General features: G+C 37.8%; 25 protein-coding genes and 1 pseudogene. 14 read left to right on the top strand and 12 right to left on the bottom strand.

The genetic code is table 11. The features are described from left to right. Positions 1-92 precede the first annotated feature (92 nt). From ccmI to ccmA, 9 genes are all read right to left on the bottom strand, one after another. Positions 93-992, bottom strand: coding sequence for a c-type cytochrome biogenesis protein CcmI (ccmI, locus tag ACFQ02_RS08620; protein ID WP_380821836.1), 900 nt, complete (start codon positions 990-992; stop codon positions 93-95). 3 nt (positions 993-995) lie between these two features. Further along, positions 996-1,493: a cytochrome c-type biogenesis protein gene (locus tag ACFQ02_RS08615; RefSeq protein ID WP_380821833.1), complete on the bottom strand. Its 498-nt coding sequence runs from the start codon at positions 1,491-1,493 to the stop codon at positions 996-998. Then, positions 1,493-2,047: a DsbE family thiol:disulfide interchange protein gene (locus ACFQ02_RS08610; RefSeq protein ID WP_380821830.1), complete on the bottom strand. Its 555-nt coding sequence runs from the start codon at positions 2,045-2,047 to the stop codon at positions 1,493-1,495. The genes ACFQ02_RS08615 and ACFQ02_RS08610 overlap by 1 nt, the downstream gene beginning before the upstream one ends. Then, positions 2,048-4,000 carry a heme lyase CcmF/NrfE family subunit gene (locus ACFQ02_RS08605; protein ID WP_380821827.1) on the bottom strand — a complete coding sequence of 651 codons (1,953 nt, stop codon included), beginning with the start codon at positions 3,998-4,000 and terminating at the stop codon, positions 2,048-2,050. Further along, complete coding sequence (gene ccmE, locus ACFQ02_RS08600) at positions 3,990-4,514, bottom strand: cytochrome c maturation protein CcmE (RefSeq protein WP_380821824.1); 525 nt, start codon at positions 4,512-4,514, stop codon at positions 3,990-3,992. Before ccmE ends, ACFQ02_RS08605 begins: the two co-directional genes overlap by 11 nt. After that, positions 4,511-4,717 (bottom strand): heme exporter protein CcmD, encoded by a 207-nt coding sequence (gene ccmD / locus ACFQ02_RS08595; protein ID WP_380821821.1) that lies wholly within the window; start codon positions 4,715-4,717, stop codon positions 4,511-4,513. The genes ccmE and ccmD overlap by 4 nt, the downstream gene beginning before the upstream one ends. A gap of 177 nt (positions 4,718-4,894) precedes the next feature. Next, positions 4,895-5,626, bottom strand: coding sequence for a heme ABC transporter permease (locus ACFQ02_RS08590; protein ID WP_380821818.1), 732 nt, complete (start codon positions 5,624-5,626; stop codon positions 4,895-4,897). 39 nt (positions 5,627-5,665) lie between these two features. Beyond that, positions 5,666-6,331, bottom strand: a complete 666-nt coding sequence (gene ccmB / locus ACFQ02_RS08585; RefSeq protein ID WP_380821815.1) for a heme exporter protein CcmB — start codon at positions 6,329-6,331, stop codon at positions 5,666-5,668. Between the two features lie 2 nt (positions 6,332-6,333). Next, positions 6,334-6,984: a cytochrome c biogenesis heme-transporting ATPase CcmA gene (ccmA, locus tag ACFQ02_RS08580; protein WP_380821812.1), complete on the bottom strand. Its 651-nt coding sequence runs from the start codon at positions 6,982-6,984 to the stop codon at positions 6,334-6,336. A 640-nt stretch (positions 6,985-7,624) separates the two neighbouring features. Between ccmA and leuA the strand changes: the two genes are divergently transcribed. From leuA to leuD, 4 genes are all read left to right on the top strand, one after another. Continuing rightward, on the top strand, positions 7,625-9,175 hold the full coding sequence (gene leuA / locus ACFQ02_RS08575; protein WP_380821809.1) for a 2-isopropylmalate synthase: 1,551 nt from the start codon (positions 7,625-7,627) through the stop codon (positions 9,173-9,175). Between the two features lie 11 nt (positions 9,176-9,186). Further along, entirely contained in the window at positions 9,187-10,263 is a 1,077-nt protein-coding gene (gene leuB / locus ACFQ02_RS08570) for a 3-isopropylmalate dehydrogenase (RefSeq protein ID WP_380821806.1), read from the top strand. Between the two features lie 73 nt (positions 10,264-10,336). Next, entirely contained in the window at positions 10,337-11,746 is a 1,410-nt protein-coding gene (gene leuC / locus ACFQ02_RS08565) for a 3-isopropylmalate dehydratase large subunit (protein ID WP_380821803.1), read from the top strand. 9 nt (positions 11,747-11,755) lie between these two features. Continuing rightward, positions 11,756-12,358, top strand: a complete 603-nt coding sequence (gene leuD, locus ACFQ02_RS08560; protein ID WP_380821800.1) for a 3-isopropylmalate dehydratase small subunit — start codon at positions 11,756-11,758, stop codon at positions 12,356-12,358. Between the two features lie 372 nt (positions 12,359-12,730). Here leuD and ACFQ02_RS08555 read toward each other — a convergent pair whose 3' ends face one another. Both ACFQ02_RS08555 and ACFQ02_RS08550 read right to left on the bottom strand, forming a co-directional pair. Beyond that, positions 12,731-12,976, bottom strand: a complete 246-nt coding sequence (locus ACFQ02_RS08555; protein ID WP_012341469.1) for a S24 family peptidase — start codon at positions 12,974-12,976, stop codon at positions 12,731-12,733. 191 nt (positions 12,977-13,167) lie between these two features. Beyond that, on the bottom strand, positions 13,168-13,695 hold the full coding sequence (locus tag ACFQ02_RS08550; protein WP_012341470.1) for a helix-turn-helix domain-containing protein: 528 nt from the start codon (positions 13,693-13,695) through the stop codon (positions 13,168-13,170). A gap of 136 nt (positions 13,696-13,831) precedes the next feature. Here ACFQ02_RS08550 and ACFQ02_RS08545 point away from each other — a divergent pair, with 136 nt between their 5' ends. From ACFQ02_RS08545 to ACFQ02_RS08500, 10 genes and pseudogenes are all read left to right on the top strand, one after another. Beyond that, positions 13,832-14,020, top strand: a complete 189-nt coding sequence (locus ACFQ02_RS08545) for a helix-turn-helix domain-containing protein (protein WP_041605240.1) — start codon at positions 13,832-13,834, stop codon at positions 14,018-14,020. 8 nt (positions 14,021-14,028) lie between these two features. Then, positions 14,029-16,014 (top strand): Mu transposase C-terminal domain-containing protein, encoded by a 1,986-nt coding sequence (locus ACFQ02_RS08540; protein WP_380821795.1) that lies wholly within the window; start codon positions 14,029-14,031, stop codon positions 16,012-16,014. Between the two features lie 3 nt (positions 16,015-16,017). Then, the gene (locus tag ACFQ02_RS08535; protein ID WP_380821792.1) at positions 16,018-16,893 is read left to right on the top strand and encodes an AAA family ATPase; all 876 of its coding nucleotides are present in this window, start codon (positions 16,018-16,020) and stop codon (positions 16,891-16,893) included. A 9-nt stretch (positions 16,894-16,902) separates the two neighbouring features. Further along, positions 16,903-17,097, top strand: coding sequence for a hypothetical protein (locus ACFQ02_RS08530; protein ID WP_041605015.1), 195 nt, complete (start codon positions 16,903-16,905; stop codon positions 17,095-17,097). 18 nt (positions 17,098-17,115) lie between these two features. Then, the gene (locus tag ACFQ02_RS08525; RefSeq protein ID WP_012341473.1) at positions 17,116-17,331 is read left to right on the top strand and encodes a hypothetical protein; all 216 of its coding nucleotides are present in this window, start codon (positions 17,116-17,118) and stop codon (positions 17,329-17,331) included. An 8-nt stretch (positions 17,332-17,339) separates the two neighbouring features. Continuing rightward, entirely contained in the window at positions 17,340-17,534 is a 195-nt protein-coding gene (locus tag ACFQ02_RS08520) for a helix-turn-helix domain-containing protein (protein WP_012341475.1), read from the top strand. Then, positions 17,531-17,761, top strand: coding sequence for a hypothetical protein (locus tag ACFQ02_RS08515; RefSeq protein WP_075290826.1), 231 nt, complete (start codon positions 17,531-17,533; stop codon positions 17,759-17,761). Before ACFQ02_RS08520 ends, ACFQ02_RS08515 begins: the two co-directional genes overlap by 4 nt. 9 nt (positions 17,762-17,770) lie before the next feature. Then, a pseudogene (locus ACFQ02_RS08510) lies at positions 17,771-18,042 on the top strand (DUF3164 family protein); the annotation flags it as partial. A gap of 134 nt (positions 18,043-18,176) precedes the next feature. Beyond that, the gene (locus ACFQ02_RS08505) at positions 18,177-18,302 is read left to right on the top strand and encodes a Com family DNA-binding transcriptional regulator (RefSeq protein WP_380821786.1); all 126 of its coding nucleotides are present in this window, start codon (positions 18,177-18,179) and stop codon (positions 18,300-18,302) included. 53 nt (positions 18,303-18,355) lie between these two features. Continuing rightward, entirely contained in the window at positions 18,356-19,198 is an 843-nt protein-coding gene (locus ACFQ02_RS08500) for a DNA adenine methylase (protein WP_380821783.1), read from the top strand. A 161-nt stretch (positions 19,199-19,359) separates the two neighbouring features. Here ACFQ02_RS08500 and mreD read toward each other — a convergent pair whose 3' ends face one another. After that, positions 19,360-19,848: a rod shape-determining protein MreD gene (gene mreD / locus ACFQ02_RS08495; protein ID WP_380821780.1), complete on the bottom strand. Its 489-nt coding sequence runs from the start codon at positions 19,846-19,848 to the stop codon at positions 19,360-19,362.

The following is a 19,848-nucleotide window of genomic DNA, read 5'->3' as shown; positions in this document are numbered from 1 at the left end:
AGAAATAATTTATACATAAAAAGAGCGTTTAAAGTAAACGCTCTTTTATTAATGTAATCATTTAGTTACCAATTTAAACATGATAATTTAATCTACTTTTTTGGTTTCGCTTGCTCCAAATCAGCTAAAGCCTCTCTCGCTGCATTTATACTTTTCTCAATTAGGGGAATTCTACTATCATTCTCAGGAAGTAAACGGAGCATCATTGCCCAACTAACGGCAGCCATCTTATATTCTCCTTTTTCAAAATATTGAAACGCTAGCAAGCTCAACGCTTCTATATTAGTGTGATCTTTTCGCAATACTTCCTTAAGTAAATTTTGCCCTTGGTTTTTGTCCATATCATTTTGTGAAAACATCAAAACTCGAGCAAAGGCAAGCTTATATGTCACATTTTCAGGATCAAGTGCGGTTGCTTTAGCATAACTGTCATGAGCTAATTGTCCCTTTTGTAAAGCCATTGCTAATTGCCCAAGTGTCCACCAATCCTCTGCACTATTAGGGTGTTTTTGCAACTTAAAACGTAATGCTACGGTGAATTGTTGTAGTTCTATTTCAGTCAAAGGTTTGCTCTGCTCTTCCTGCATTTTAGTGTAAAAGTGCGGTAGTTTTTGGTAATTTTCTTCTAAAACCTTTTCCATCTGCCAATTACCAATCGGTAGATAACTTAACATTGCTATGATAAATAAAAATAATGTAGCGGAAATAAACCAAATTTTACTAAAGTTATTCGCTTTTGTAAGTCTAGAACTATCTTCTGTAATATCTTGTAAAAGTGTTTTTTGCAATTCCGTTTTTAGTTGTGTTGAATTTTCTAACAATCCTCGTTTTTCATCATCATCTATTTCTTGCAATCTGTTAAAATAAAGTGCTTTATTTAGATCATCACGAGTCTTATGATTGATATTTCCCCATTTCTGGCATAACAAAGGATAAAAACAAATTAATGCCGTAATGAAAGTCAACAACAAACTGATTACCCAAAAGTTCATTTTTTAATCCCTTTTATTTCCTGATTGTAATAAAAAATTTAAACGAGTTTTTTCATCATCTGTTAATTCATCGTTAATTTTAACCGCACTTGGACTTAAAAACTCCTTTCTCGCTTGCGACTTTCGACCAAAAATTACAAGAAATCCAATTAAAACTAATAGAATAGGGGCAAGCCAAAGAATAATAGTCGCAATAGTAATAGGTGGATCATAAGTCACAAAATATCCATATCGTTCTACCATATACTTTACAATATCTTCTTTACTTTTACCCTGTTGTAGCAGTTCAAATACTTTCGCTCGCATATCTACTGCTATAGTAGCGTTAGAATCAGCAATATTGTTATTTTGGCATTGTGGGCAACGCAGTTCCTGAGTAAGAGAATGATAATCTTTTTCTTGTTGAATAGAGCTAAAATTTAGTGCCTCAATCGCTGCAAAAGCAGAACAATTTAATAAAATAAATATAAGAGCAGTTATAAAATAGCGAATTTTTAACATTAGTTTTGCTCCATCAACTGGTGATAAATAGGATATAATGTTTGCTGCCAAACTTTAGAATTAATATCTCCTGTATGACGATAGTGAATTACACCTTTGCTATCAATGATAAAAGTTTCTGGTGCTCCGTATACACCAAGATCTAGACCAAGAGTCCCTCGTTGATCTTTCAATACTACTTGGTACGGATTTCCAAGTTCTTTCAACCACTTCAATGCCTTATCAGTATCATCTTTATAATCAATACCAATGATAGTAATCCCTTGTTTAGCAAGCTGATTTAAATACTGATGCTCTGCATAACAAGTTGGACACCAAGTTGCCCATACATTCAATAAAATTGGTTTACCTTGCTTGAACAACATTTGATCATAAGGTTTATTTTCTAAACTAAGTGCGGTAGAAATTGGCACAGTTTTTCCAACTAAAGCACTTTCTAATTTTTTAGGATCATCACCTTCAGCGTTTCTCATAAGCTGAATAAAAACAATCAGCACAATTATAAAGAATACTACAAGTGGTATATAAAGCTTTTTATTTTCTTTATTTTTCATTTAACTAGCCTGTTTCATTAATGCTGAAAAACGATAACGGCGATCAAAGATACAGAGTAATCCACCTAATGACATAAACAAACCTCCAAGCCAAATCCAACGGATAAAAGGTTTATAATATAAACGTAACGCCCAAGCACCACTACTTAAGCTTTCGCCTAATGCTACATAAAGATCACGAGAAAACCCCCAGTCAATCGCAGCTTCAGTCATTGACATTTTACTTACTTTATAAAAACGTTTTTCTGCAAAGAGAGTCGTTTCGTACTTGCCATTTTTACTTATATCTATTTTAGCCTTACCACCTAAATAATTTGCACCATTAGCTTCTTGAATCCCTTGGAAAGTAAACTCATAATTAGCAACTTTTACACTATCTCCTACATTCATTCGTACATCACGCTCAACACTATAGTTTTGACTAAAAGCAATACCCCATACTGTCATCGCAACTCCTAGATGAGCTAATACCATTCCCCAATGAGAGCGAGAAAGCTTAGTCAATCCAACCCAAAAACTCGAACGTTGTGTCGCTCGATACTGTAATTCATACAATGCTAGTGCTGTAATAATAACTGACATCATTACTCCAAGAACCGAACTTAGAGTCACTTTATCTTGCAAATAATAAGGTAAAGTAAAGCCTAATATTAGCATGATAACTAAACTGAAAATGACAGGTTTACGAATAGCAGAAAATTGATCTCGTCGCCATTTGACTAAAGGTCCAATACCAAGCAATAAGGCAAATGGGATCATAATAAATAAAAACATTTGATCAAAAAATGGTGCACCAATAGAAATTGTGCCTAATCCTAATTCTTTGTGAACAAGAGGCAATAACGTACCCAAAAATACAACGCAAAGTGCGGTCATTAACAAAATATTATTAAGTAATAACATCGATTCTCTTGAATAACGTTCTGCATTATCTCTTGAGCGAATTTGGTTACCTTTGTAAGCGTATAAAAGAAGTGAGCCTCCAATTACTACAACTAAATAAAGTAAAATGTACAAGCCTCGTGTCGGCTCGGATGCAAATGCATGAACAGAAACCAAAATTCCTGATCTGACTAAAAATGTTCCCAATAAGCAAAGAGAAAAAGCAAGGATTGCAAGCAACACTGTCCATGCCTTAAATGAACCTCGTTTCTCAGTTACCGCAAGTGAATGTAACAAGGCTGTACCAGCAATCCAAGGCATCAACGATGCATTTTCTACGGGGTCCCAAAACCACCAGCCCCCCCAGCCAAGTTCATAATATGCCCACCAAGATCCCAATACAATGCCTAAAGTTAAAAATACCCAAGCCCCCATTGTCCAAGGTCTTGACCATCTAGCCCAAGCGGTATCAAGCTTACCACTCATTAACGAAGCAATAGAAAAAGCAAAAGCAACAGAAAATCCGACATAGCCCATATACAACAACGGAGGATGGAAAATAAGACCTATATCTTGTAACAATGGATTTAACTCTCTGCCATCTACTGGAAAATCGGGAAAAGTGCGAGCAAAAGGATTTGAGGTAAACAAAACAAAAATTAAGAAACCAATCGAAATAATTCCCATAACGCCCAATACACGTGCAACTGCTTCCTGAGGCAAAGATCTACTAAACCGAGCCACAGCTACACTCCATAATGCGAGTAACCAAATCCATAATAGCAACGAGCCTTCGTGCGCTCCCCAGACAGCAGATAGACGGTATTGCAATGGTAATGTGGTATTTGAGTTATTCACTACATATTGTACAGAAAAATCATTTGTAGCAAATAAGTAAAATAGAGAGAAAAAAGAAACAGTTAGCGTAAAAAACAAACCATAAGTCATTGGACGAGCCAACAACATCAATGACAAATTACCTTTAGTTGCTCCCCACAAAGGCAATATCGCTAACAACAAAGCAATAGCAAAACTTAATGCTAAAGAATAATTACCCAATTCAGCGATCATTTACGCCCTCTTTCTTTGCTTGGCGATCCTTGTCACTCTCACTTTTCAAATCAGACACCCCCATCGGCTTATGTACTTTTTGCATTTGAGCATCTAATTCAGGCGGAACATAGTTTTCATCATGTTTAGCCAATACTTCCGTAGCTTGTAAAAGCGTTGGTTCAGTTAAAATCCCCTGTGCTACAATACCTTGCCCTTCTCGGAATAAGTCAGGCAAAATTCCTTCGTATTCAACAGTGATCGCTGGTCCTATATCATTTAAATCAAACCGCACTTTAAGGCTTTTTGGATCACGATAAACGGATCCTTCCACGACCATCCCTCCGACTCGAATACGTTGCCCAACATGAGGTTTAGTATTAGTGTCATTATGTTTTCCGTACAATACCTCCGATGGCGTATAAAACAAATCCATATTCTGCCCTAATGCATAAAGTACTAAACCAGTCACTACGGATACACTGAAAACAACAAAGATAATAATAGATAATCTATGTTTACGTCTTGGGTTCATAGCGAACCTCTCTGAGTATCTACAGCTTGACGACGCTGTTCACGTTCTAGATCCCGCTTAATTTCTTTAAATAATATTTTTTTTGCCAGCATACTTTTTACAATCAGCATCATAACCACAACAAAAGAAATCCCATAAGATAGCCACACATAAAAACTGTAGCCTCCCATATTTAAAAATTCACTCCAAGACTGGAAAAACATCAATTTTCTCCCCAATATAAATCAATTAAAATCAGTCTATAATACTGGAATAGCTGTTTAAAACTATTAAAAAATCTCTATTTCTGCTATTCGCTTGCTCTAAATCAAAAGAATATTCAATTTCTTAATAACAAACCGCACCATGCATAGCAATGTTTTTGGTTTGACTCAACTGAGTTATTTTATCAAACTTCTAACCCAAGTTCGTTTACGATCTTCTTTCAATAACTCCACGCGATAACGCACTAGCGTTAACCAAATGTAGAGTGTCATAAAACCAAAAATACACAAAATCAATGGGATCAACATCGGTGTCGCAATAGAAGGCTTTTCAAATTTAGTTATACTTGCACCTTGATGTAAAGTATTCCACCACTCTACTGAAAAGTGAATAATCGGTAAATTCACTACTCCTACAATACACAAAATTCCCGCTGCTTTTGCTCCTATTGCACGATCTTGAAATGCTGTGTAGAGTGCCATAACCCCTAAATAAAGAAAGAATAATATCAGCTCAGCGGTTAACCGAGCATCCCACACCCACCAAGTTCCCCACATGGGCTTACCCCAAATAGCTCCTGTAACTAATGCAAGAAAAGTAAACACCGCTCCAATAGGAAGCATTGCAACCATCGCTAAATGAGCTTGCTTAATTTGCCAAACAAGTGCAATTATTGCTGCGATCGCCATCGAACCATACACGCCCATAGACCAAATTGCAGTTGGCACGTGTATATACATAATACGAAAACTGTTACCTTGTTGATAATCTGCGGGAGCATAAGCTAACCCCCATACAACCCCAACACAAAGTAGGATAATAGTAACCACTGCAAAAAAAGGGATAAATTTACCACAAATACGATATTGCGTTTCTGCTTTCGCATAAGGGTGAAGCCATTTCCACATAATTAAACTTCCTTTAAAATCAGATAAATAAAAATATGATTATTGATCTAAACTAATTCGTAATGCCACAGCCACTGCAAAAGGTGATAAGGTAATTGCAGATACCAAAAAAGCGGCCAATATTGCTAATTGTCCATTGTAAGGTGAACTTAAACTAGCAGCATCCAATACTGATGCTGCAAAAATTAGCACTGGGATAAACAATGGTAATACTAATAAACTTAGCAATACTCCACCTTTACGTAATCCTACTGTCAATCCAACACCAATTGCACCAAGACAACTCAGTACAGGAGTGCCAAGTAACATTGTAAGCACTAACGCCCACCAAATTGAAAACTCCAAAGACAATAACAAACCAGCAATAGGTGACAACAAAATCAATGGCAAACCAGTCAGAAACCAATGAGCAATAATCTTTGCTAACGCAGTCATCACTAAGGGTTGAGCCGTCAACATTAATTGTTCTAAAGAACCGTCAACAAAATCATCACGAAATAGTCGTTCAAATGATAATAATGATGATAGCAACACTGCTACCCAAGCGATGCCAGGTGCAATTTTTGCTAACAATTTAGGGTCGGGTCCAATCACTAAAGGGAATAAAGTTAGCACAATCAGAAAAAACCATAGCGGATTTAAAATTTCTGCTTTCTTGCGAAAAGCTATTTTCAACTCTCGTTTAATAATTTCTAAAAAGATCACCACTAATTCCCTAAAAATTTATAATTTTCCAACCGCACTTTTTGTAAAATTTCACTTGGTACTTCTTGGTGACTAGTTAAAATTACTATTCCACCTTTTGCTACATGTTGTTCAAAAAGAGAAGTCAACACCTCAACACCCTGCTTATCAATCGCAGTAAATGGTTCATCTAAAATCCATAGCGGAGCTTGTGAAATCCATAATCGGGCCAATGCTATACGTTTTTGCTGACCCGCAGATAATTGGGCTGTAGGCAAATCTTCACGTCCAAGCAAACCTACGATCTGTAATATATCCCATAATACTTCCGCCCCCTGCTGACAAGCTCCTACTTTTTGATAGAAATACAAATTTTCCCATGCTGTCAATTCGGGTTTAATACCAGCTTGATGTCCTAGGTACAGCAAACTATTTTGATACTCTTCTCTATTTCTGCGAATATCTATATTATTCCACCGCACTTTCCCTACAAAAGGCGAAGATAAGCCAGCCAAAATACGTAAAAGACTCGTTTTACCTATACCATTATGCCCCTCAATTTGCACAAAATCACCGCTCTTCCAACAAAAGTCAAGATCTGCGAAAAGCATTTTATCGCCTCTCTGGCAAGCTAGTTGTTCTAATTGCAATTGATTATGATTGGTTATTAACATAAAGCATCGTAAGTAAAAAAGATTGATAAGAATTTTAGCACAAAAAGAGCAAATAAAAAGATAAAACCAAGAGAAAGTAATACCTCTTAAGAAGTAATCAAGCAACTTATTGATGTAACGCAAATAAAAAATCAAAACGGAATCATTTCATTATATTTTATATTCACTACAAATTTACAACTCACTTCGAATATTTTCTCAACTTCTTAATCTTAAATATAATAATTATGTCATTGCTCATTTTATTATCTCTATTAAAATCCTCAAAATACAAGATAAAAAAACAACCAAGATACATTACTCGGAATATAAAACCGAATAACGCCATAAAAACAGATAATTAAACCAATCAAGAAGATCAAACATGCCAATTAACAAAATAAGACACTAATTTTATATTGACAACTATTTTTTTATCTGTAGTATAGATTTCACTTTAACCAAAAAAGATTTTACTATGTTTAACCAAGTTTTATTACTCAACCTCTTCCTACTCACAGATGACTGTGCGGATGGGTTATGGCTGAAATAAAGTTAAACAACCAAATTTTAAACCCGCACTAAGATGCGGGTTTTTTCATATAAATTTAGGACAAAACTCCATATTTTAGTGTAATGTTCACAAATAGAAGGACACCCTATGAAAGACAAAATCATTATTTTTGATACTACGTTGAGAGATGGCGAACAAGCATTAAAAGCTAGTTTGAGCGTAAAAGAAAAATTACAAATCGCTTTTGCTTTAGAACGATTAGGGGTCGATGTAATGGAAGTGGGATTCCCTGTTTCTTCTGCAGGAGATTTTGAATCAGTACAAACCATTGCCCGTCATATAAAACATAGCCGAGTTTGTGCGTTAAGTCGTGCTATAGAACAAGATATAGATATAGCTGCAGAAGCTTTAAAAGTAGCTGAGTGTTTTCGAATTCACACGTTTATCGCTACTTCGGCATTACATGTTGAAACCAAATTACGTCGATCCTTCGAAGATGTAATAAAAATGGCTATCAATGCAGTAAAACATGCTAGACGCTATACTGACGATGTAGAGTTCTCTTGTGAAGATGCAGGTCGCACGGGTATTGACAACATTTGTCGCATCGTGGAATCTGCTATTGAAGCTGGTGCGACTACAGTCAATATTCCAGATACTGTGGGTTACTGTTTGCCAACCGAATATGGCAATATTATTGCCAACGTGATGAATCGTGTGCCAAATATTGACAAGGCTGTTATCTCCGTACACTGTCATAATGATTTAGGGATGGCTACCGCTAATTCATTAACTGCTGTACAAAATGGTGCAAGACAAATTGAGTGTACTGTAAATGGTATTGGTGAACGTGCAGGGAATACTGCATTAGAGGAAGTCGTTATGGCAATTAAAACTCGTCAAGCATTATTTAATGCAGATACTCGCATCAACACTCAAGAAATTCATCGTGTAAGCCAAATGGTAAGTCAATTGTGCAATATGCCAATTCAGCCCAATAAGGCTATTGTAGGAACAAACGCCTTTGCCCATTCTTCTGGAATTCACCAAGATGGCATGGTAAAAAATAAAAACACTTATGAAATTATGTCTCCTGAAACTATTGGTCTAAAAAAAGAAAAACTAAACTTAACTGCACGTTCTGGTCGAGCGGCAGTAAAAAATCACATGGAAATGATGGGTTATCAGGAAAACGAATATGATTTAGATAAATTATACTCTGCATTCTTAAAGTTAGCCGATAAAAAAGGACAGGTTTTCGATTATGACTTAGAAGCTCTTGCTTTTATTGGTATGCAACAAGGTGATGAAGATCGTTTACATTTAGATGTCATCACTTCGCAGACTATAAGCAATTTACCTGCCTCTGCATTTGTACAAGTAGAATTGGATGGTAACAAAATTAGTCAGGTATCTAATGGTGGTAATGGTCCCGTTGATGCAGTATTCAATGCAATTTTAAAAATTACAAAAATTGATTTAAAAATACTAAACTATAATTTGACCGCTAAAGGAGAAGGAGCTGAAGCACTGGGACAAGTAGATATTGTGGTAGAACATGAAGGTCGCCGCTTTCATGGAGTAGGACTAGCTACAGATATTGTGGAGTCTTCGGCTCGAGCGTTAATTCATGCTATCAACGCAATTTATCGTTCTCACAAAGTGGCAAATTTAAAATCAAATAAAATTTCACATTAAAGGAAAAAATCATGCAAATTTATAACGTAGCTGTGTTAAGCGGTGATGGAATTGGTCCTGAAATTATGGCACAAGCTTTGAAAGTATTAGACGTAGTTCAACAAAAGCATAATTTTAAATTAAACTACCGCACTTTTGATGTGGGCGGGATTGCAATTGATCATTACAATGAACCATTACCAGCGGAAACGCTAAGAGGGTGTGAGGAAAGTGACGCAATTTTATTTGGCTCGGTAGGAGGTCCAAAATGGGAACACTTACCGCCAGATCTACAACCTGAACGTGGGGCATTATTACCATTACGTAAACATTTTTCTTTATTCTGTAATTTACGACCAGCAACTTTATATCAGGGTTTGGAAGAACTCTGTCCATTACGTGCAGATATTGCAGCTAAAGGCTTCGATATGATTACTGTACGTGAATTAACGGGGGGAATCTATTTTGGTCAACCTAAAGGTCGTGAAGGAACAGGTAGAAATGAAAAAGCATATGATACTGAAATTTATCATCGCTATGAAATTGAGCGTATTGCTAAAGTTGCTTTCGACACAGCAATGAAGCGTTCGAAGCATGTTACTTCTATAGATAAAGCTAATGTATTAATGAGTTCAGTTTTATGGCGTGAGACAGTTAATGAAGTAGCTAAACAATATCCTGAAGTTAAATTAGATCATATTTATATTGACAATGCCACTATGCAGCTTATCAAACAGCCTGAATTTTTTGATGTGCTACTTTGTTCAAATATTTTTGGCGATATTATTTCCGATGAATGTGCAATGATTACTGGTTCAATGGGAATGCTACCTTCAGCTAGTTTAAATGAGTCTGGTTTTGGTTTATATGAACCTGCTGGTGGTTCAGCACCTGATATCGCAGGGAAAGGAATCGCTAATCCAATTGCACAAATCTTATCCGCAGCTATGATGTTGCGTTACAGTTTCAATTTAAACGATGCGGCAGCTTCTATTGAAAGTGCGGTTAAAAAAGTGCTAGCTCAAGGTCATCGCACAGCAGACTTAGTAACAGAAAGAAAACCTATCTCAACATCTGAAATGGGTGACTTAATCGCTAAAGAAATATGATCACAGTTGTGCGGTAATTTTTCTATTTTTAAACCGCACTTTTAGATAATTTATTGAATTTAATGAGATAATTATGAAAAAAACACTCTACGAAAAATTATTTGATAGCCATATTGTATATGAAGGTGAAGGCGAAACCCCTATTTTGTATATTAATCGACATTTAATTCATGAAGTCACCAGTCCACAAGCATTTGATGGTTTACGTGTTGCAAATCGCCAAGTCCGCCAAGTAAATAAAACTTTTGGCACAATGGATCATAGCATTTCAACTCAAATTCGTGATGTTAACAAATTACAAGGACAAGCCAAAATTCAAGTCAAAGAGCTAGAAAAAAACTGTAAATCCACTGGCATTTCTTTATTTGACATGAATAGTAAGCAGCAAGGAATTGTTCATGTGATGGGACCAGAACAAGGCCTAACTTTACCTGGTATGACTATCGTTTGTGGTGATTCTCATACAGCCACTCATGGTGCATTTGGTGCATTAGCATTCGGTATTGGTACATCAGAAGTAGAACACGTATTAGCAACTCAAACGTTAAAACAAAGTCGTGCCAAAAATATGAAAATTGAGGTTAGAGGGAAAGTCAGTGCGGGAATCACAGCAAAAGACATTGTATTAGCGATCATTGGTAAAACAACAATGGCGGGTGGCACTGGGCATGTAGTAGAGTTTTGTGGTGAAGCTATTCGAGATCTTTCAATGGAAGGACGAATGACTATATGTAATATGGCTATCGAACTAGGTGCGAAAGCAGGTTTAATCGCTCCTGATGAAACAACATTTGAATATTTAAAAGATCGCCCTTACGCTCCTAAGGGAAAAGATTGGGAAAGTGCGGTTGAATATTGGAAAACTTTAAAAACAGATGAAGGGGCAAAATTTGATTCAGTCATAGTTTTAGATGCTAAAGATATTTCACCACAAGTTACTTGGGGGACGAACCCAGGACAAGTAATTGGTATTGATCAACGTGTCCCAAATCCTGCGGAAATAGTAGATCCTATAGTGCGAGCTTCCGCAGAAAAAGCTTTAGCTTATATTGGGTTAGAAGCAAATACAGATTTAACTCAAGTCCCTGTAGATCAAGTTTTTATCGGTTCTTGCACTAACTCACGTATCGAAGATTTACGCATAGCAGCAACAATAATGAAAGGTCAAAAAATAGCAAGTAATGTAAAACGTGTATTAGTTGTCCCAGGATCGGGCTTAGTAAAAGAACAAGCAGAAAAAGAAGGATTAGATAAAATTTTCATTGAAGCAGGTGCAGAATGGCGTAATCCTGGATGTTCTATGTGTTTGGGAATGAATGACGATCGTTTAGGAGAATGGGAACGATGTGCTTCAACTAGTAATCGTAATTTTGAAGGTCGTCAAGGTCGTAATGGTCGCACTCATTTAGTCAGTCCAGCAATGGCTGCGGCGGCAGCTGTATTTGGTAGATTTGTTGATATTCGCCAGCTAAAATTAAATTAAGGAGCAAAAATGATAGGTTTTAAACAGATTTCGGGGCGAGTCGTTCCTCTTGATGTAGCAAATGTAGATACTGATGCAATTATTCCAAAACAATTTCTGCAATCGATCACTCGCGTAGGATTTGGCAAACATTTATTCCATGAATGGCGATATCTTGATGCAGAAGGCACTAAACCAAACCCTGAATTCGTTCTAAATTTTCCACAATATCAAGGAGCAAAAATCCTACTAACACGTAAAAATTTTGGTTGTGGTTCATCACGTGAGCATGCTCCTTGGGCATTAGCCGATTATGGTTTCAAAGCAATGATTGCTCCTAGTTTTGCAGATATTTTTTATAACAATAGCTTAAATAATCATATGTTGCCAATTTGTTTAAGTGAAGAGCAAGTAGATGAGATTTTTCATTGGGTATGGCATCATCAAGAAAAAGAAATTCATGTAAATTTAGAAGCTCAAACGGTTACAACAGGTAAAAAAGTATACGATTTTGAATTGGATCCATTTCGTCGTCATTGTTTACTTAACGGATTAGATAGCATTGGGTTAACATTACAGCATGAAGATAAAATTGCTGCCTATGAAAATAACATTCCGAAATTCCTTAAATAATAGAGATTCAAACTGCATTTATGGGGTAGTAACAATATTTGCATAAAGTAAAAGAAAAATTTGGGTCGGAAAAAGTTAGGTGAGGGCTTGTGGTTATTGGGTTTGTTGAGGTTGGGGCGTTGGTTTTATGCAAAATAGGGAAATGAGCAGGAATGGTAAAAAATGGGTAAAAATTGGATTATTTTTTGCATAAAAGTGATCAGGGTTTAGATGGTTTTTAAAAGATTTTTAAAACAGGTTTAAAACTCTAAAAATGGTAGTAAAAACTAGGCAAGGCGATTTCAGGTGAAATCGCCTTTATTTTTTGGGGGGAAATCTTGTGGTTTTGGTGCGTTTAGGTGAAATCTGACTTATTTTTGTGAGGGATTATGCCTAAAAATCACGATAGCCACGCACTACTTGCCCAATAACGATAAGGCTATTTGCTTCTTCAGCTTCTAGCTTTAATGGGCGGTATGTTGGGTTATCGCTAATTAACTCTACCCCATCATAGGTTAACTGCACTTTTTTCACTAGCATTGACCCATCATTATTTAAAACAAATATTTTCCCATCAACTAAATTACGTTTAGAGCGATCCACAATGATTTCTTCACCATCTTTTAAGGTTGGATACATACTTTCACCGCTCACCAAAAAACATTGCACAGTTTTCAGCCTTTAAGTGCTTTGTTTGTAGCCAAACAAGTTCTACTTTTATCATCTGTGAGAACTACACAGTAAATTTATTTAACTGTGTAGTTAGTACCAATTTTTTATAAAGTAAACAGAATACATAAAAGAACAATATAATCAATGTGTTATAAATTTTAGGCGTTTTTTTTCGGATTTCTTTTTGTGTAGTCTAATAACTCTTTTTCTGTGTATTCAGCTAAACGCATATTAGCGATTGAATGCTTACAACACATTTTGGCTGTTTCGGAGATTAACTGCTTACCTTGAGTATCACTTCTTCTAAAATTTGCCAGTAACTTTATTTCATCCATATTCAGTAAAACTGGATTTATTGCATCAGAAGGCGTGATTAGTGAAGGGTTAATTGTGGCAGAATAATCATCCATATCTATTTCAGTTGCTTTATCTTTAATGGCGTTCACAAGATCCTCATTATTAGCATTATTTGGTTCTCTAATCCCAGATAGAATGTAATTGATATCCAGTTTTAAATCTGGACGCTCAAGCTCTAATAGTCTTAAGGCATTTTCAGGAAATACACCTCTACGCTTTCTTTCAGCAAAGGCACTTTTTGACATTTTTAAAAGTTCAGCCACCTCTTTATCCATCGTTAATGATAGTTCAGTTTTTAATCGATTGGCGATGTCTGTGAAATTTTTCATAAAAAACCTCTTGAAATTCATAAAAATCATATTTAATATGAACTCAGTACACAATAATGAACTTTATGATTTCATATTAATTCGTATTGTTCTTATTCTAGTTCAAAATATGTTTTTAGTCCATAGAGGAGTTTATATGAAAAAAAGAACGAGAGATGAAGCTAAAAATTGGTTCAGAGAAATGAATGTAACGCAATCTGAATGGGGGCGAAGAAATGGTTATAGCTCTAATGAAATTAGCCGAGTATTGACGGGAAAATCAAAATGCCTTTATGGAAGAGAACGAGAAATTGCTATTAAACTCAATATAGCTTTAGAAAGTTAGAGGTTCATATGTGTGAACTAAAGCCATACTATTCTGCTCAAGAGTTAATAGGTTTACAGCTAGTAATCTTACCAACGACCAAAAAAGCAGTAATAGACAAAGCCAAACGCGAAAATTGGCAATCTCGTAAACGTGTTGGTCGTGGCGGTGGTGTTGAATACGCCCTTTCCTCTCTCCCTCAAGAGGTGCAAGAGGAAATCAGAGATAAATTTGCGACCTCGGTTGTGGCGGGCAAGCCTAAAAAGTTGCCAGTGTTGAAATCGGTCGTGTTGGAAGACCTCACCGAAAAACAACGCCAAGCGGCAGATGCAAGAATGACGTTAGTGGCTTATATCTTGCAGTTGGAGCAAGCACAACCTCGTTATAAAGCGGTGAAGTTTTTTTGCCAGCAGGCGAAACAAAATTTGTTATCACCTGAATTAATGGCATTAGTGGCTAAGGCGAATAACAAAAAAGGTGAAAGCCGTGTGATTGGTGAACGCACCTTAAATCAATGGGTGTTGGATTATGAAAAAGCGAGCACCCCAGAAGAACGTTTAAAAGCTCTTGCCCCTATGCAACGGGTGGCAAAAAAGGCAGAAGACATTTCGTGGTTGCCTGATTTTCTAGCGGAATACCGCCAAACCAATGGCATTAATGTGGCAGAAGCCTATGGGTATTTTGCTCAACATTGGCGAGAGCGTTTTGAGGATCAACCCTTAATGCTTGAGATGTTGCCAAGTCTTAATCGTGTCAGAAGAGCGTTAGCCAAATTGCCTCGCCATATTAAAGAAATTGGGCGTAAAACGGGGTCAGAGCTTCGGGCATTAAACACTTATGTGAAGCGGGATTGGTCGAAATTGTTGGTAAATGACATCTGGGTAGGCGATGGACACAGTATGAAAATGAAAGTGGCTCACCCTGATAGCGGTCGCCCTTTTATCCCTGAAATCACGCTGATTATGGACGCCCCTTGTCGTTACATTGTGGGGTGGTCGGCAAGTCTGTCAGAAAACGCCCTGGCGGTGGCAGACGCACTGCGAAACGGCATTGAACAGCACGGTATCCCCGCGATTTATTATTCAGATAACGGGGGCGGTGAGAAAAACTGGATGCTTGATGGGGATATTACAGGGATGTTGCCCCGCTTAAGTATCAATCACCAAACAGGGATACCGGGCAACCCACAAGGGCGTGGGATTATTGAGCGGGTACACCAAACGATTTTATACCGCATTGCGCGCCAATTTGAAACTTATCACGGCAGCGGTGCAGATAGGGAAACGGTGAGAAATGTTAGCACGGGCGTGGTATCTCTTGAAAAAGCGTTGCGAAAAGGCACCGCACTTGAAGATTTAACCCCGAAACAACGCGGGGCGATGGGTAAGTTACCCAGTTGGAATCAGTTTTTAGATGCGGTGCAAGCGGGCATAGACTGGTACAACAACGAGCATAAACACAGTGAAATCGGCAATGTTACCCCCGCAGCCAAACGCCGTGAATTAATGGCAAAAACGAATGAAGAAAACTTGGTTTACCTCACCCAAGTTGAAGCACGGGATCTGTTCCGCCCAGCGGTAGAGCGTACACCAGAGCGAGGTTGGGTGCGGTTGTTTAATAACTTTTACTTTAGTGCGAAGTTGTTAGAGGTAGATAGAGAAAAAGTGCAGGTGGCATTTGATATTCACGACCCAAGCCGTGTGATTATTCGCAGGCTAGATGGGGTGTTTGTCTGTTATGCAGAGCTTGATGGCAATAAGCGTGATGCGTTCCCGATGAGTTTTGTGGAGAAAACAAGAAAAGAGCGTCATCAACGCCGAATGAAGCTAAAACAAGAGCAACTTGATGAAATTAATGCGGAACTCAACCCCGTGCTTACCATTGAACACAAAGAAAGTGCGGATTGGTTACATCAGTTACGCATAAATAAACAAAATGAATGGGAGGAAGACGCGGAAGAAATTGCGGTTTTCCCAAGTGAAATGAAACGTCAATTAAAAAGAAAGGCAGGTTAAACAATGAAAGAGCAATTACAGCGCTATATGCAGACACAAGGGCTAACGCAGGGGCAAATTGCTAAGGCGATTGGGAAATCCATCACCACCGTGAGCCAGTATTTAAAAGGCAATTACAACGGGAAAACCGATGAAATTGATGAGGCCGTTGCCCGCTTGTTGCAACGTGAAAAAGATAAGGTGGTGGAACGCCGTTTTAACAGCGAATTTGTGGAAACTTACGCGGCACAGCGTTGTTTAGATGCTATCTACATTGCCCACGCAGAAAGTGATATTGCAGTGATCACAGGGGCGGCAGGTTTAGGCAAAACCCAAGCACTAAAACACTACATGGAACGCAACCCTGAAACCATTTTTGTGGAAGTTGAACCAAGTTACAGCCCGAAAGTGTTACTTAAAAATCTGTGTCAGCAGTTGGGACTAAACGAAAACGGACTAAATCACGAGCTCTTTACCCGTATCACCGAAAAACTTGGCGAAAACCGCTTAATTATTGTGGACGAAGCGGAACTATTAAGCACGAAAAGTTTGGAATATTTACGCCGTATCCACGATTTAACCAAGTGCGGTGTGGTGTTGGCAGGAATGCCGAGATTAATCGTTAATTTAAAAGGTAAATATGGTGAGTTAGCCCAGTTATACAGCCGTGCGGGCGTACATTGCGATTTACAAAACGCCCTAGATAAGGAAGACATCGCCTTACTTGCCCAGCAAGGCTTAGGTACGGACGAATTTAACGACCTGCTTTACAAAGTAAGCAAAGGCAACGCAAGACGATTGAACAAGTTAATGCGTGGCGTGATCCGCGTGGCGGAAATGCACGGAAAACCGATTAGCGAGGCACTGATTAACCGTTATGCGGAAATGTTGATTAATTAAGGAGGAAATATGGGCTTTAAAACAAAAGAGTTTGATAACTGGATAGGAAAAAATGGTGACATTTTGATTTCTAAAAATTCAAAAGATAAATGGATTGCTGCAGGGGGATGGAGCGAAGAAGAGGACGACTTTACTTTGTACAGCGTATTAAAGAATAGAAAGGCATGGCTGAATTTTTACCGTCAAACGAGAGTGACTAAATAAGGATTAAGGAGAAAGAAAATGGCAAGAGCAGACATTATTGACACAGCTTATGCGTTACGTCGTGAGGGTGTGGAGATTGTGAAATCAAAAGATGGGCGTTTTCCGAGTTTTTTAATTTTACGCCCAAGCCAACGCTTAATAGCAAATGCAACGCAGATTGTGGAACGCATTAACGGGCAACGCCGTGAGCGGTTTATCACTCAAGTGGGAAATTGTACGGTGTACTGGTTTTGAGGTGAGCAATGGCAAAGTCTCTGGATATTTACGCCGTCTATGAGGGTGAGGATAACTTAGGAGACGGCACAGCGGAACAGTTAGCAAAGCAATTTAACTTAAGTAAAACAACGATTTACCGTTATGCTAAGTTAGGCGATAAAGGAAGTAAGAAAAAACGGTTAATCATCATCAAAATTGATAAAGAGGAAAAAGAAAAATGAAAAAAATTGCCGTAATTTGCACCGCACTTTTGTTGGCGGGGTGCATTGAAAAAGCGCCACTTAATGATATACAGCCAATAAAAAGGTATCAGGTAAGCGCATACGGCGAACTTAAAGAGGTATGTATTGATGGTGTGGTGTATCTACTACTCATAAAGGGTGGTATTACCCCAAAAATCAACGCCAATTATGACGTTTATATCTGTAACCAATCAACTAACCCATAGGAGAAAACAATGAAAACTGTAATCGAAGGCAAAACCTACTGGAAAGATGCAAAAGGCAACCTTACCCCAGAAGAATTAGTGAAAGACATCGACAAAGAACGCGATGCACTGGTGCAAGAATGGGTAGAAAAAGCCAAAGCCTTAAACGTGGAAATGAGCCGTTTTAAAGGCGGGATTTTTGGCGATATTCAGGCGTTTGTGGAACTTTCCGCCGAAAAATACGGCGCAAAACTGGGTGGCAATAAAGGCACAACGTAACGCTATTTAGCTATGACGGTAAATAAAGACGGCGACATTACAGGTGCAAGCACACCCATAATGCCAGCTACGCAAAGCACACTTGCATATAGCCATATGCCGCCTACCTAGCTAGGCAGGCGGATTGTATCAAAAAATGCCTTAAAAGGACATCTATATGCAACAACAAAAATTAACTGATATTCGCTGCAAATGCTGTAACAAACTATTGGCAAAAGCAGGCAGCTTAACGCATTTAGAGATTAAATGCGTGCGTTGCAAAACCGTAAATAAAATCAACTAACAAAATAGAGTGTCGGAGCGTCAAGAACGCCGGAACGCCATAGTGAGGACACTATGGCAAAACAACTTTTCAAACAAGCACCTCTTCCTTTCGTGGGACAAAAACGACAGTTTTTAACCCACGTTAGTCAAATTATTAATGACAATATCCCCAATGATGGCAAAGGCTGGACGATTATTGATGTATTCGGCGGTAGTGGCTTATTGGCTCATACCGCTAAACATCTCAAACCCCAAGCCCGTGCGATTTACAATGATTTTGATGGCTATACCGAGCGGCTTAATCATATTGATGACACCAACCGATTACGCCAACAACTTTACGCCATTATTGGGGAGAATACCCCAAGGAATAAACGCCTAGATGCCGATAAAACCGCTCAGATTATCCAAACAATTCAACAGGTTGATGGTTATATTGACATAAACTGTGTGGCTTCATGGCTACTGTTTAGCGGTCAGCAGGTTCGCAGTCTTGATGAGCTGTTCAATAAAATCTTTTGGAACGGCATTCGCCAAACAGACTACCCAAGTGCGGTCGGTTATTTGGATAATTTAGAGATTACCCACGAGAGTTTTCACACCTTGCTTCCTCGTTTTCAAAAACAAGATAAAGTATTATTACTCCTTGACCCGCCTTATCTTTGCACCAAACAAGAAAGCTACAAACAGGAAAATTACTTTGATCTGATTGACTTTTTAAGGCTCATTCATTTAACCAAACCACCGTATATTTTCTTCAGCTCGACCAAAAGTGAGTTTGTGCGGTTTATTGAGGCGATGGTTGCCGACAAATGGCAAAACTGGCAGGCGTTTGAGGGAGCGGAGCGGATAAGCGTCAATGCTTCATTAAACTATCAGACTAGGTATGAGGATAATTTGGTCTATAAATTTTAGGTAATTTAAAAGCCCTTTAAACTCACTTTAAAGGGCTTTGTTTTTGCAGTTTATTTTGCATAGTTTTTAGTGATTACATTATGCAAAAAACAACGCTAAATTATGCAAAAAAAATCGACAGTTTACAAAGAATATCCAAAATATGCAAAGTGCGGTTCGTTTTATCTTAATCCTAACTGCCGACGAACTTTTCGGAGCAACAGAAAAATCCATGGCCATAAAATACCACTCATAATTGCTCCAAAAATTTCTTGTGGATTAAAATCTGCATTATGTAAAAAAAGTTCAATCAAAAAGACACTCAAACGAATTGAAAACACAAAAATAATGACTAAAAAACTTTGCATCCAAAGAGATAGATTACGGATTATCAAATGATTAGCACTAATCAAATAAGCAAATACAGAAAGCACTAAAGCGTGAATACCCAAAATTGAACCTAATACTAAATCCCAAACAATACCGAGTACAAATGCACTTCCAATACTAATTTTTCTTGGTATAGCAAGAACCCAATACATCAAGACCATAACAACCCATGCTGGTTTAAAGCTTTGTAACATCAACGGCCATGGCGAAATTTCTAGTACCATGGCAACAATAAACAAGCAAATAACCACCAAAAATTGTAAAAAAACTTGACTCTTCAT

It is taken from the genome of Seminibacterium arietis (assembly GCF_042675725.1).
In the GTDB taxonomy this organism is placed as follows: Bacteria; Pseudomonadota; Gammaproteobacteria; order Enterobacterales; family Pasteurellaceae; genus Seminibacterium; species Seminibacterium arietis.
The sequence above is the reverse complement of the archived record's forward strand: the minus strand, read 5'-3'. Positions and strand labels throughout refer to the sequence as shown.

Coding starts and splice junctions, on each gene's coding strand:
- ccmI (WP_380821836.1), bottom strand. CDS start 992: ATGAACTTTTGGGTAATCAGTTTGTTGTTGACTTTCATTACGGCATTA.
- ACFQ02_RS08615 (WP_380821833.1), bottom strand. CDS start 1,493: ATGTTAAAAATTCGCTATTTTATAACTGCTCTTATATTTATTTTATTA.
- ACFQ02_RS08610 (WP_380821830.1), bottom strand. CDS start 2,047: ATGAAAAATAAAGAAAATAAAAAGCTTTATATACCACTTGTAGTATTC.
- ACFQ02_RS08605 (WP_380821827.1), bottom strand. CDS start 4,000: ATGATCGCTGAATTGGGTAATTATTCTTTAGCATTAAGTTTTGCTATT.
- ccmE (WP_380821824.1), bottom strand. CDS start 4,514: ATGAACCCAAGACGTAAACATAGATTATCTATTATTATCTTTGTTGTT.
- ccmD (WP_380821821.1), bottom strand. CDS start 4,717: ATGTTTTTCCAGTCTTGGAGTGAATTTTTAAATATGGGAGGCTACAGT.
- ACFQ02_RS08590 (WP_380821818.1), bottom strand. CDS start 5,626: ATGTGGAAATGGCTTCACCCTTATGCGAAAGCAGAAACGCAATATCGT.
- ccmA (WP_380821812.1), bottom strand. CDS start 6,984: ATGTTAATAACCAATCATAATCAATTGCAATTAGAACAACTAGCTTGC.
- leuA (WP_380821809.1), top strand. CDS start 7,625: ATGAAAGACAAAATCATTATTTTTGATACTACGTTGAGAGATGGCGAA.
- leuB (WP_380821806.1), top strand. CDS start 9,187: ATGCAAATTTATAACGTAGCTGTGTTAAGCGGTGATGGAATTGGTCCT.
- leuC (WP_380821803.1), top strand. CDS start 10,337: ATGAAAAAAACACTCTACGAAAAATTATTTGATAGCCATATTGTATAT.
- leuD (WP_380821800.1), top strand. CDS start 11,756: ATGATAGGTTTTAAACAGATTTCGGGGCGAGTCGTTCCTCTTGATGTA.
- ACFQ02_RS08555 (WP_012341469.1), bottom strand. CDS start 12,976: ATGTATCCAACCTTAAAAGATGGTGAAGAAATCATTGTGGATCGCTCT.
- ACFQ02_RS08550 (WP_012341470.1), bottom strand. CDS start 13,695: ATGAAAAATTTCACAGACATCGCCAATCGATTAAAAACTGAACTATCA.
- ACFQ02_RS08545 (WP_041605240.1), top strand. CDS start 13,832: ATGAAAAAAAGAACGAGAGATGAAGCTAAAAATTGGTTCAGAGAAATG.
- ACFQ02_RS08540 (WP_380821795.1), top strand. CDS start 14,029: ATGTGTGAACTAAAGCCATACTATTCTGCTCAAGAGTTAATAGGTTTA.
- ACFQ02_RS08535 (WP_380821792.1), top strand. CDS start 16,018: ATGAAAGAGCAATTACAGCGCTATATGCAGACACAAGGGCTAACGCAG.
- ACFQ02_RS08530 (WP_041605015.1), top strand. CDS start 16,903: ATGGGCTTTAAAACAAAAGAGTTTGATAACTGGATAGGAAAAAATGGT.
- ACFQ02_RS08525 (WP_012341473.1), top strand. CDS start 17,116: ATGGCAAGAGCAGACATTATTGACACAGCTTATGCGTTACGTCGTGAG.
- ACFQ02_RS08520 (WP_012341475.1), top strand. CDS start 17,340: ATGGCAAAGTCTCTGGATATTTACGCCGTCTATGAGGGTGAGGATAAC.
- ACFQ02_RS08515 (WP_075290826.1), top strand. CDS start 17,531: ATGAAAAAAATTGCCGTAATTTGCACCGCACTTTTGTTGGCGGGGTGC.
- ACFQ02_RS08505 (WP_380821786.1), top strand. CDS start 18,177: ATGCAACAACAAAAATTAACTGATATTCGCTGCAAATGCTGTAACAAA.
- ACFQ02_RS08500 (WP_380821783.1), top strand. CDS start 18,356: ATGGCAAAACAACTTTTCAAACAAGCACCTCTTCCTTTCGTGGGACAA.
- mreD (WP_380821780.1), bottom strand. CDS start 19,848: ATGAAGAGTCAAGTTTTTTTACAATTTTTGGTGGTTATTTGCTTGTTT.